Annotated in this window: 10 protein-coding genes; 7 read left to right on the top strand and 3 right to left on the bottom strand. The window is 50.1% G+C overall.

The annotated features are described in order from the left end of the window. Window positions 1-55: 55 nt before the first annotated feature. The 3 genes from FVR03_RS04775 to FVR03_RS04765 all read right to left on the bottom strand — a co-directional run bounded on the left by FVR03_RS04775 (window position 56) and on the right by FVR03_RS04765 (window position 3,186). A complete protein-coding gene (locus FVR03_RS04775) occupies window positions 56-1,117 on the bottom strand; it encodes a FecCD family ABC transporter permease (RefSeq protein ID WP_255474060.1) in 1,062 nt (353 codons plus the stop codon). A gap of 6 nt (window positions 1,118-1,123) precedes the next feature. After that, on the bottom strand, window positions 1,124-2,020 hold the full coding sequence (locus tag FVR03_RS04770; protein ID WP_222707171.1) for a heme/hemin ABC transporter substrate-binding protein: 897 nt from the start codon (window positions 2,018-2,020) through the stop codon (window positions 1,124-1,126). 521 nt (window positions 2,021-2,541) lie between these two features. After that, window positions 2,542-3,186, bottom strand: a complete 645-nt coding sequence (locus FVR03_RS04765) for a LuxR C-terminal-related transcriptional regulator (protein ID WP_147920624.1) — start codon at window positions 3,184-3,186, stop codon at window positions 2,542-2,544. 306 nt (window positions 3,187-3,492) lie between these two features. On the opposite strand from FVR03_RS04765, the gene FVR03_RS04760 reads away from it, so the two are divergent. The 7 genes from FVR03_RS04760 to FVR03_RS04735 all read left to right on the top strand — a co-directional run bounded on the left by FVR03_RS04760 (window position 3,493) and on the right by FVR03_RS04735 (window position 12,531). Continuing rightward, window positions 3,493-5,019 (top strand): catalase, encoded by a 1,527-nt coding sequence (locus tag FVR03_RS04760; RefSeq protein ID WP_147920623.1) that lies wholly within the window; start codon window positions 3,493-3,495, stop codon window positions 5,017-5,019. Between the two features lie 252 nt (window positions 5,020-5,271). Further along, window positions 5,272-5,412, top strand: a complete 141-nt coding sequence (locus FVR03_RS24260) for a hypothetical protein (RefSeq protein WP_187270036.1) — start codon at window positions 5,272-5,274, stop codon at window positions 5,410-5,412. 163 nt (window positions 5,413-5,575) lie between these two features. Beyond that, the gene (locus FVR03_RS04755; RefSeq protein WP_147920622.1) at window positions 5,576-6,094 is read left to right on the top strand and encodes an ankyrin repeat domain-containing protein; all 519 of its coding nucleotides are present in this window, start codon (window positions 5,576-5,578) and stop codon (window positions 6,092-6,094) included. 118 nt (window positions 6,095-6,212) lie between these two features. Next, complete coding sequence (locus FVR03_RS04750; protein WP_147920621.1) at window positions 6,213-6,614, top strand: rhodanese-like domain-containing protein; 402 nt, start codon at window positions 6,213-6,215, stop codon at window positions 6,612-6,614. A 201-nt stretch (window positions 6,615-6,815) separates the two neighbouring features. Continuing rightward, complete coding sequence (locus FVR03_RS04745; protein ID WP_147920620.1) at window positions 6,816-8,042, top strand: exonuclease SbcCD subunit D C-terminal domain-containing protein; 1,227 nt, start codon at window positions 6,816-6,818, stop codon at window positions 8,040-8,042. Between the two features lie 227 nt (window positions 8,043-8,269). Further along, complete coding sequence (locus FVR03_RS04740; RefSeq protein WP_147920619.1) at window positions 8,270-11,911, top strand: AAA family ATPase; 3,642 nt, start codon at window positions 8,270-8,272, stop codon at window positions 11,909-11,911. A gap of 347 nt (window positions 11,912-12,258) precedes the next feature. Continuing rightward, entirely contained in the window at window positions 12,259-12,531 is a 273-nt protein-coding gene (locus FVR03_RS04735) for a hypothetical protein (RefSeq protein WP_147920618.1), read from the top strand.

Genomic DNA, 12,531 nt, shown 5'->3' with positions numbered 1-12,531 from the left:
CTACGACATTTCTAATTTTGAATTTCTAATTTTTAATTTTGAAGTCAGCGCAGCCTTATAGTGTTCGTTTCCTTTTGGCATTCATTAGAATCCAGATAAAAAAGGGACCGCCGAGCAAGGCAGTTACAATCCCGATTGGCAACTCGGAGGGAGCCACGACTGTGCGTGCAAACAAATCGCCCAGCACCAAAACAATAGCTCCTGTCAGCACGGCCGCCGGCAGCACGAGTTGGTGATCAGGGCCAAAGGCCATCCGGAGGATATGCGGCACCACCAGCCCCACAAACCCGATTATACCGGTAAGCGACACTGCTGCCCCCACTGCCATGGAGCTCAGCAGAATAATCGTGTACTTCACCTGCTCCACTTTTACGCCCAGGTGGTAGGCCTCCGACTCTCCCAGCGCCAGCGCATTGAGTTGCTTTCCTAAAAAGGTGAGGAAAAAAGTGGGCACCAGCATCATGGGTACTGCAATCTGTAAACGGTTCCAGCTAGCCCCGCCCAGGTCGCCCATGTTCCAGAACGTAAAGGTGCGGAGGGCGGCATCATCGGCGTAATAAATGCAAAGTCCGATCAGAGCGCCAGCCAGCGCGTTAATGGCTATTCCGGCCAGAATCAGGATCGTGATTTCAACCTTCCCCTCCCGCTGCCCCAGCTTGTAGGTAAGTAAGGTAGTGAGCAGGCCTCCTGCAAAAGCTGCTACCGGCAACATAACCGGCCCGGCTAAAACAGAACCCAGATCCGGCAAGGCAGCACCAAAAACAATGGCTGCAACAGCAAACAGGGCAGCACCGCTGGAAACACCGATCAGACCTGGCTCCACGAGCGGGTTCCGGAACAGGCCCTGCAACGATGCTCCTGCCACACCCAGCGCTGCTCCCACCAGCATGCCTAGCACCAGCCGCGGCAGCCGGATGCTTAGCAGCACTGCTTCCTGCTGGCTGCTGAAGCCAGTAGCGGCACCTCCCATTTTGTGCACCAGTATGGCCAGCGCCTCGCCGGCAGTTATTTTAACGGCCCCCACCTGCAACGACAGCACCACTACAGCCAACAGCACCAGCAAAAGGCCGAGTAACACCAACCTATGCGTGCCCGACAAAGTTTTCACCAGCAGCACCAGCACTTAATTATGGGTTAGAGCATTTTGGTGCAGGTTATCGGGAGTATGCAGCTCCGGATGCAGCTGCCAAGCCAGCTCTTTCACCGCCTTCCCGAGCCGTGGCCCAAACCCCGACAGATAGAGTCCATCCATGGAAATAACCTGGTTCTTTTTACCAGCTGCTGTTTCTTTTATTCCGGGTATGGCAGCTACACCACCTGCACCACCAAGGCTTTGAAGCCCAGTGTCGAAAAACAGCAGGTAATCGGGGTTAGCGGCAATCATGGCCTCGGCAGTAAGTGGTTTGTAATCTTCTATTTCCGGCACAGCCAGTTGTGCGCCTGCCAGTTGCAGCATGGCATCGGCAAAGGTTTTGCGCCCCCCAATATTTAATGTACCCTGACCACGTGCATACACAAAAAGCACCTTGGGTTTTGTTTTGGCTCGCTGCAGCAGCGTGTTCACTTCTGCGAAATCCTGCTCCAGTTCCTGCACAAGTTCCGTGGCTTTGCCTTCCTGCTGCAGCAGTTTGCCTAATGCGGTAATCAGTTCTGCCGAGCCTGCCTTGCTCCATTTGTTTTCGAACAGGTAAGTTTTTATGTTAGCTGCGGCAAGCTGCTCTTCCACCACTTTATCGAGGTAACCAGCCTCAACCAAAACCAGCTCAGCTCCCGTAGAAATTATTCCTTCTGCTTTTATGCTGTTGCGGTAACCCAACGAAGGCAACTGCCTCATGTGCTCCGGATACGAGCTTGTCAGGTCGGTGGCTACAATGTTGTCGCAGAGGCCAAGTGCGCAAACAGTCTCGGTAATGGTACCACCCACAGTCACTATTTTCACCGATGATGTTCCTGCCGGTTCCTGAAAAACAACCGTATTTTCTGCCGTTGCCTGTTCGCTAGTTCCCTTGGTGCAACTCATCCAAAATAAAACAAATGGCAGCATTGTGAGCAGTGATAAGTTATGTTTCCTTTGGGTTATTTTCTTTATAGTCGCGAGAGTGGTAGTCTTCATTCCTGTTGCTTATTTCTGTGTTGATGCAAGCAAAGGTAGGCCATAAAACAGGCCCCTGTCAATCGCCAGTAGTAGCCTATTTTTATACCAGAAGTAGCGAGCGGAATAGCTAGTTGTAGTGAGAAGAGGAAAAGTCTGGTGTCTCTAAAAAAGCCTTCGGGAAGTCGGAATTTTGAATGAAAGATAGAGTGGATGAGCGAATAGTTTTCAGATATAGCTAAATAAAAGTCTACTTCTTACAACTTTCTCTTGTGAGCTTTCAGCTCTTGGCAGTGGTAATTTATATTTACATACACACCACTGAAAAAGGCCTGCCATACCCTTGGCGATAATTTGATAAAACACCTTCGGAAGGCCAATTTGATTAGAATAATTGCTTCAAAACTTTCTAAATAATACTGTAGCTATTGCTGCACCAGCGTATGGTGTTACTTCATTTTTATTATTTTTAAATCGAGCGCTTTTAAGATGAGTTCGGCAGGAGATTTAATCTGAAGCTTACGCAGAATATTCTTACGGTGGGAGTTTATAGTATGGTAACTGAGATGAAGCATATCGGCAATTTGCATGGTAGAGTTACCGGCTGCAATAAGCTGAATTATTTCAGTCTCTCTGGCAGTTAAAGCTTCTGCTTCGGCCTCAGCCTTTAGCGGCTTCGGCTCAGAAAAAAGCACCTCCAGTACATTGCTGCACATATACTTATCGCCGCGTGCCGTGGCAAAAACAGCGTTCACTATTTCCTGCGCCCCGCAATCTTTCAGAATATAACTGCAAACGCCACACCTGAGCGCATCCAGAATGCAATCTTTATCTTTTTCAGCGGTAATGACTAACCAATTGGTTTGCGGGTATTCTTCCCGGAAAGCCTGAACGACAGAAGCCGAAAAAATATCTGCCTGCCCACAATCAATAGTCACGACCCGGGGTTGTAGCTTCTCGACTAGCAGCTGAAGCTCCTGAAGGCTTTCGGCCTTGCCAACTACCTCCAACTCCTCGTGCTCCGTCAGCAGCACCTGCAGGCCCTTACGAACCAATAGGTTAGCTTCAGAAACAAGAATAGAAATTGGATACATGCGCTGGTTTAGTGTTATAACAGAAAGCTAAATGTAGAGAAGAATAGGAAAAGTCGCAATATTATTTAGAATATTTCTAAATAAAAACGGTTTATCCGCATTAAGTACTTCGAATATATTTTCCTTCTGAACCAATTATATCCTCCCGTTCTACTGCACTTATCTTAACCGTACCTCTCTCACTTTCAACACCTGCCATTTATCAAGCTTGTTTTATAACAAAAAACTATAATGTTATCATAAATATCAATTTGATATATAACCTCAACTATGGCAGCTTTGCAATATTAATCAAACACTATACACATGTTAAAGTATAAACTTTTACTCCTGACAGCACTCGTTAGTGCACAAGTAGCCTTTGCTCAACAAAAGCCACTTACGACCAACACAGGTGCCCCAGTTGGCAACAATCAAAACTCCAAGACTGCCGGAGAAAATGGTCCTGTTCTTTTAGAAGATGTACATCTCATCGAAAAACTGGCCGCATTTGACCGGGAGCGGATACCGGAGCGAGTAGTGCATGCCCGTGGCGCCGGTGCTTATGGTGAGTTCGAGAGCTACGGTGACTTTTCGTCCTACACCAAAGCGTCATTGTTTCGTGCCAAAGGCAAGAAAACACCTCTTTTCGTACGCTTTTCTACGGTAGTGCACCAGCAAGGCTCCCCTGAAACACTGCGCGACCCGCGTGGCTTTGCCATTAAGTTCTACACCGACCAGGGTAACTACGATTTAGTAGGCAACAACCTGCCCGTATTCTTTATCCGCGATGCTATTAAGTTCCCGGATATGGTACATGCATTTAAGCCATCGCCAGTGTACAATGCCCAGGACCAGAACCGTGTGTTCGACTTTTTCTCGCACATTCCGGAGGCAACCAACATGTTCACTTACCTGTACACAAACCTTGGCACTCCTGCTAACTACCGCCAGATGGACGGTTTTGGAGTGCACGCCTTTAAATGGGTAAATGCGCAGGGAGAGGTAGTGTATGTAAAATATAAGTGGACCTCACAACAAGGCGTAAAGAGCCTGACCGCTGCCGAAGCCTCTGCCATACAGGCCAAAAATCACCAGCACGCTACTGCCGACTTATACGATGAAATAAACAAAGGCAACTTTCCGGCCTGGGAGCTTTCTGTGCAGATGATTAAACCCGAAGACCTCGACAAGTTCGACTTTAACCCACTAGACCCAACCAAAATCTGGCCCGAAGCGGTGGCGCCCAGCCTGAAAATAGGTAAAATGGTGCTGAACCGTATGCCTGACAACTTCTTTGAGGAGGTAGAGCAGGCGGCTTTTTCCCCCGGCACACTGGTACCAGGCATTGAACCATCTGAAGACAGGTTGCTGCAGGGCCGTGTGTTCTCTTACTTCGATACGCAGCGTTACCGACTTGGCGGCAACTTTCAACGGCTACCTGTAAACGCTCCTAAAGTAGAAGTAAACAGCTACAACCAGAATGGCGTTTTAAGCAACAGGGGCACCAAATCGAATGTTAACTACCAGCCAAGCGTAACACAAGCAGTTACAGATAACGCGCAGTACGAATATTCAACCCGCACCATCAATGCCGAAACCATGCAACGCGCCATCTCCAAAACGAACAATTTTGCACAGGCAGGCGAGTTGTACCGTTCATTGGCAGAATCAGACAAAAAGCACCTGGTCAGCAACCTGGCCGGTGACCTGGGGCAGGTAGCGAACAAGGAAGTTCTGAATAAAATGGTAAGCTATTTTTACCAGGCCGATGCCGACTTCGGTAACCGCCTGATCAAAACCCTGAAGCTGAACCAGAAAGAGGTAACTTCTATTGTAGCCTCTGCCAGGTAACAGCATGTTGAAGGAGTGATGGCAGAAGGGTTCGAAAGTAAGCCAGGCTGGGTTATAGAAGAAGAGTATAAAAACTCTCCTCTTCTCCCCGATGCTCATTCATGCAGAGAACCCACGCCACTTTACCTAAAACCTTTTCTGCCATCACTTTTTCGACTTAAAAACAACATTCTATCATTCTTACAATTACTCCTTTACTATTTATGTTACGAGCAGTATCATTATCGCATCAAACGGCTAAGTAAACATAACATGCACCTGCAGCCGGAAACAGGCAAGACAATGGCCAAAGCTGCGCTGGACCGCCTCATCAGAAGGCCAGCCGGAGCCCTGAGATCTGCCGAAGGCCCCTCCCGGCAACTGCTACTGGATTCGTTAAACACCCTTTTTTAGATAGCCTAGTGCTCTTCCAATTTAGTTTTTAGAATTAAAAGCCCAGCAAACGTGCTTTCTCTACCTCATTTCTAATTTTTAATTTCTAATTTTTAATTTGAAAGAGCACTAGGAGCTTCATCAGCTATTAACCTACATTTCTAATTAACATAACAAACCAACCATGAAATTATTTTTTCTTCCGATCCTCTTCTTGTTTTTCCCGCTTGCACTTGTTGCACAAGCAACAGACTTAATTTCAGCTGCCAGAGCAGGCGATACTGCTACCATCCGGACACTGCTGCACAACAAAGCCGATGTAAACGCACAAGACCAGAAAGGTTTTACGCCATTTATTATAGCCGTTTACGGCGGGCACACTGCTGCTGCAGAACAACTGTTACAGGCTGGAGCCCAAGTTAACCACCAGGATGCCACCGGTAACACAGCCCTGATGGGTGCAGCCTTTAAAGGATACTCCGAACTGGCAAAATTACTCCTGGAACATGGGGCTGAGGCAAACCTGCAAAACGGTAACGGAGGCACTGCGCTCATGTTCGCGACCATGTTTGGCCGTAACGAACTCGTAAAAATTCTACTCGAAAATGGAGCTGATAAAACCGTGAAAGACGAGCGCAACTTTACCGCACTGGATCTGGCAAAACAGCAGGGAAACCAGGAAGCGGTAATTCTGCTGCAGTAGCCGTTGCGTGCCACAGGAGGTAAAGTGGCCGAAGACTTTTTAACGCAAATACCCGACACACAATCTAAAACTAAATAAAAACGTTTAGTAGCACGATGCAATGTGTTAACTTGCTTTTATGAAATGGATATTTGCAATCGTCTTGATATACTTAACTTCCTGTGCTGCCCCGCATCAGCAGGAAAGGGCGCAGGCCAACACTTCGTTAACAGCTACTGCTTATAAAGAACAACATGCGAAAAAGAAAAATACTGTGCTGGTTGATGTGCGGACTTCTGCTGAGTTTGAAGAAGGACACCTTCAAGGCGCCCAAAACGCCGACTTCCTGAGCAAGGAGTTTGAGCAGCAGATGCAACACTGGGACAAGAACAAAACCTATTACCTCTACTGTGCCTCCGGCAACCGGAGCGGCAAAGCGGCCAAACTTATGGAAGAAGCTGGTTTTAAACACATCTATAATATCGGAGGCTTTAAAGAGCTTAAAGAAGCTGGCCTTCCAGTGAAGCACCCTAAGCCTTAATTTCACTAAAAAGCTTTGGAAGGCCGTTTTCATTAGAATAATTTGATTTGCCAGTCTTTCTTGTGGCTGGCAGATTAAAGCCGCCTGAGGATTGGCTACTGCAGCATAGAGCCAGCTTACCAGTTTTTTCAGGCGCAAGCTTGCCATGTTCCTGCATCCTGATGTATCTTGGAGCAGTATTGGAGAAAGGAACCCGGGAACATGCGCATACTACACACCTCCGACTGGCATCTGGGCCAGCGACTCGTTAACCTCGAACGCACAGAAGAACACCAATGCTTCCTCGACTGGCTGCTGCAGACCATCGAGCAGGAGCAGGTAGAGGTGCTGCTCATGTCCGGCGATGTGTTCGACACGGGTGCTCCGTCTAATACAGCGCTTAAACAATATTACAGCTTCCTGACCAGGGTCTGTTCCACCTGCTGCCGCCACATTATTATTACAGGCGGTAATCACGACTCCGTCTCCACCCTAAACGCGCCCAAAGAGCTGCTCGACTGCCTGCACATTAAAGTAGTAGGCGGTGCCACCGATAACCTACTGGATGAGCTGATTGAGCTGCACGATGCGCAGGGAAGGCTGCAACTCGTGGTGTGTGCCGTACCTTTTCTGCGCGACCGCGATGTACGGTTGTCGGTGGCCGGAGAGACCTACGAGGAACGGGAGCAACGCATTAAGCAAGGCATTGCGGCACATTACCAGGCTTTTGTGCCGCATCTGCAACCCTACAAAGCACAGCAGGTACCAGTGGTGGCGATGGGACATTTGTTTGCAGCCGGAGGTACCGCTTCTGACAGTGAAAAAGAAATTCATGTTGGCAACCTGGGGCAAATCGGCGCTGACCAGTTTCCCGCAGAGTTCGATTACGTGGCGCTCGGGCACCTGCACCGGCCGCAGCAAGTAAATAAAACGCACCACATCCGCTATTCCGGCTCCCCTATTCCGCTTAGCTTTAGTGAAGTAACAGACAAAAAACTGGTCTACATCCTCGATTTTGAGGATGGCAAACTAGCAGGCCTGCGGGAGCTGGAGGTGCCTTACAGCCGCAAACTGATCCGGATTAAAGGCGCACTCGATAAAGTGAAACAGCAACTGGCCGTGTACGATAACAGCGGCTATTCCCTCATTGCCTGGGCCGAAGTGCAGGTAGAACTCGAAACGCCCCTCCCCGACCTGAACCAGCAACTGGAGGAGGTCCTGAAGCTAAAGCCGGAGATCGAAATGCTCATCCACCGCCCGCCTGTCATACAGTTACAGCGACAGACGCTGGAACAACAGGTAGAGCAGGAGGCCGACCTACACACGCTTCGGGAAAAAGATGTATTTCTGAAACGTTGCGAAAGCGTGTACCCGGATGGCGACCATCAGGAACTCCTGGCCACCTTCTCTGAGCTGCTGGAGCTGATGGGGCAGGGAAAAGAGAGCTGATCTTAGATAGAAAGCTGGTGAGTTGGATAGTTAGAGCAGCAACTTCTGACATCTGAATTATTCTAATGAAATTGCCCCTCCAACCAAATTTGTGCTTAAATGTGGCCAGGGGCCTTGGAATAGAAGTCACGAGCGAGGATGCTCGCGCCATATTCATTCCTGATTCCTAATTTTTAATTTGACAAAGTCTTCTGTCCTGATACTTGTGTCTCTAAAAAAAGCAACCCATGAAAATCCTTGCCGTCCGTTTCCAGAACCTGAACTCGCTTAAAGGGCAGCACGAGATCCGTTTCGACCAGGCTCCATTGGCAGAAGCAGGTTTGTTTGCGATAACCGGGCCAACGGGCGCAGGTAAAACTACCATTCTGGATGCTATTACCGTGGGGCTTTATGGGCTGGTGCACCGCCACAGCAACGACAAACCGCTGGAGCTCATGACACGCCACACCGCCGAAAGTTCTGCCGAGGTGGAGTTTGAGGCCAACGGCAGGTGCTACCGCTCCAAATGGCACATCAGGCGGAGCCGGGGCAAAGCAGATGGCAACATGCAGGCAGTGCACATGGAGCTCTGCGATTTGGCCGACGAAAAGAACTTCGACCTGAAGCCAAGCCAGGTACCCGACAAAGTAGCCGAACTTTGCGGCCTCGACTATAACCAGTTTCTGCGCTCCGTCATGCTCTCGCAGGGCGACTTCGCACGATTTCTAAAGGCGAACCCCAACGAACGCAGCAGCCTGCTCGAAAAAATAACCGAAACAGGCATTTACTCCGACATATCCCGCTTCGCTTTTGAAAAAGCCAAAACCGAACGCAGCCTGAAAGAAGAAATGGAACGCCGCCTGCAGGACACTAAACTGCTGCCGGAGGAACAGCTGGTTGCCTTACAAACATCCATTGCCGAACTACAGGAGCAGGAGGAACAGTTACGACAGGAAGCCACCATGCTGCAGGAGCAGTCGCAATGGCTCGGGCAGGTACAGAAACTGCAGGCAAAAGAGCAACAGCACAAGCAGGCACTACATACACAGGAAGTTAAACTGGCACAGCTCCAACCCGATTTCCGGAGGCTGGAGCAGCACGAACACGCACGGCAATACGAAGGGCAGCTAACCCGTATTGAGCTGGCCAACGGCCAACTGGTGAAGGAACAGACCCAGCTCGAAACACTGGTAAAACAGCTACCCGTGCTGGAGACGGAGCTGGAGCTATCGGGAAGGGTGGCTGAGGAGGCCGGTAAACAGCAGCAGCAACAGGAAACTGCGTTGCAGGAGCTCGAGCCGCTCCTGCAGAAAGTAGCCCAACTCGACCACCAGCTACAAACCATCCGGGACCAGTTCCAGGAAAACAAGAAAATTTATGAGCAGTTGGATGCTTCGCTGAAACAGGAACAAAGCCTGCTCCAACAGAAACAGAGCGAACTGCAGGAGCTGACGCAAAAAGCCATCAGCTACAAAACCTGGCTGCAGCAGAACCAACGCCTGCAGGACCTGCAGCAGCACCTCCCCGAGTTCCGCCTCATGGTGAAAAGCCTGGCAGAGGTAAGCCAAAGCAGGAAAAAATTGGAGCAGGAACAGCAGGCATTGCAACAGCAACTGCAGCAGGATACGCAGCAACTAGAGGCGCTAAGCAAAAAGCAGGAAGAGCAGCAGGCAGCTTATGCGCAGCTCACAGAAGAAAAGCAGCAGGTATCGGTGCAGTTGCAGGAGAAGTTAAACGGGCAAAAGCTGGAAGAACTGGAGGCACTGCCACAAGCGCAACAACAACTCCTGAACCGCTACGAACGCCTGCTGGAGCTTTCGCGGCTGCATACTGCAGTGCAGCAAAAGCAGGAGCAACTTGAACTGCAGCTGGAGCAGCAGCAAAAAAACAGTATTAGTCAGAAAACACAACTTGAAGTAACCCGGCAAAAATATGCCGACGCGACAGAACGCCTGCAGGACCTGCAGCAACTGGTAACCCAGCAGCAGCGCATCCAGGAGCTGGAGCAGGCCCGCCATGCACTGCAGCCAAACGAGCCATGCCCGCTGTGTGGTTCCGCGCATCATCCGTTTGTAGAAGGAGCCTATGAGACCACGCTTACCGAAGAAGTGCAGCGGCGCGACAAGCAACAGCTCCTGGTAAAAGAACTGGAAGCCAGCCTGAACAACCTTCAGCTGCAACTGCACACCCTGCAGCACCAGCAAGAGGCAGCGCTTCAACAAAAAACTGAAACTGATACGGAAATAAAGCGGCTGCAGCAGGCATATCAACAGCAATCCGAAGGCCTTGCAATTGCCATTACCGCACCCGACCTGCTGGCAAACAGCCTGGAGCAGCAACGAAAAGACTTTGAGAAGCTGAACCATACCTTAAGTATGGGCCGCAGCCTTAGCCGCACGGCAGAGCAGCTGAACCAGCGCCTGCAGCAGATTCGGGAAGAACAGCTTCGGACGCAGGGACAACAAAGCCGGCTGGAGCAATCTGAAAAAATGCACCAGGCGCAGCTCCAGAAGGCGCAGGCACAGCTGCAGGAACAGCTCGAAGAGCAGCAGGACCAGCTGGAAATGGCTGCCTCTTTTGCTGCAGCCTATGGCGCTTCATCTGAAAACAACAGGCTGGCCGAGCAGCTACGAACTTTTGAGGCACAGGTGGTAGAGTACCAGCAGAAGCACAAGGCTTACGAAGACCTGCGCGACCCGTTCCAGCAGTTGCAGGAGAACGTAAAAAACATGAAAACCCGGCAGGAGGAGAAGCAGCAGGACTTAAAAGAACGGCAGGAGCACCTGAAGCAGACACATATTAACCTGACTAAACTTAAGGAAGAGCGTACCCAGCTTTTCAGTGAAAAAGACCCGCAAAAGGAACGGCAAAAGGCACAGCAGCAACTGATTGTCAGCAGGAACCAGGCTGAAAAAGCCCGCACCAGACACCTCCAAACGAAACATGAACTGCACGAAAACCGCCAGCGGCAGCAGGAAATCCAGCAGTCGCAACAGCAGAGCAAATCAGCTTTGGATAATCTGCGCGACGGGCTGCTGCGGGTACTGCAACAGCAGGGTATCGAAACCATTGAGGCCCTGAGCCAGATGCTCCTCGACAAAGACGAAGCCCTGCGCCTGGCCAACCTCAAAGCCCAGACCGAAAAGCACCTGACCGAGCTGCGAAAAAGCCTCACAGATGTGCAGCACGAACTGGCAGCAACCCGGCAACAAAACCTGACTGATAAAACAGCAGAAGAACTGCAGGAACTGCACCTGCAGAAAACCACAGCGCAGCGCAACCTGATAGAACAACGCGCACGCCACCAGCAACTGCTGGAGCAGGACGCACAGCAGCGCGAGAAAAACCGCGACCTGGCCGAACAACTCCAGACACAGCAGCAGGTGTGTAACCGTTGGGAGCAACTGTCGCAGCTGATCGGCTCTGCAGATGGCAACAAGTTCAGCCGCTTTGCGCAGGGGCTCACGCTGGCAAGGCTGGTGGAGCTGGCCAACCGGCACCTGCAAAAACTCAACGACCGCTACCGCATCCAGAAATCTACTGCCGAAGACCTGGAGCTGCTGATTGTGGACACCTACCAGGCGGAGGCGGTGCGACCGATGAACACGCTTTCGGGCGGCGAGAGCTTTCTGGTGAGCCTGGCGCTGGCCCTGGGGCTCTCTGACCTTGCCGGCCGCCGCACCCAGATCAATTCCTTGTTTATTGATGAAGGCTTCGGCACTTTAGATGCTGAAACGCTGGATGCTGCTATTTCGACCCTGGAGAACCTGCAGGCAGGCGGTAAAATGATCGGAATCATCTCGCACGTAGAGGCGCTGAAAGAGCGGATCAGCACGCAGATTCGCGTTAAAAAACTGGCTGGTGGTGTAAGTAAGGTGGAGGTGGTTTAGACTTTTCCCAAATCAGAAATTATGAATGAGGGGCTATAGGGGCATTTCTTAATTTATAGGTCTTAAGTTATATTTAGAACTAAAGCTGACTGTGAACTAAGTACATGCAAATTAGTTCTATCTCCTAAGTCCAAAACTATTTCAGCTTTCGTATTCCAAATTATTCTAATGAAAATAGCCTTCTGAAGGATTTTCATCAAATTGCTGCCAAGGGTTTACCTGACATATAATAATTGCCTATACTTATTTAGAGATACTGGTTGGGGACCGGGGTTCGCCAAAGTAAAAATGTGATAGCACAGCTTTTACTGTACCACCGTATACTATCAAAAATCAACTCTAACTTTATGAGTACAACAGATAAAACAGCAGAGGTACAGCAATTCAGAACAGCATTAGAAGAGCTTGTGCGGCAGAAGGTGTATGTGCGGGTGCAGTACCACAGTGAAATTGGCGAATTTATGAACGTAAGGGCGCTTCTGAAACAACTTACAACTACAGCGGGAGTAGATTACCTGGAACTTGCCACCGGCGAAACCATACCACTCAGCAAGCTGGTGCGGGTCGGCGACACACCAGCCCCCGGTTACGATACGGAATACTTTAAATGCGATATTTAA

It is taken from the genome of Pontibacter qinzhouensis (assembly GCF_008017455.1).
GTDB classification, from domain to species: domain Bacteria; phylum Bacteroidota; class Bacteroidia; order Cytophagales; family Hymenobacteraceae; genus Pontibacter; species Pontibacter qinzhouensis.
Note: the sequence above shows the minus strand (reverse complement) of the source record. Positions and strands in the feature narration are given on the sequence as shown.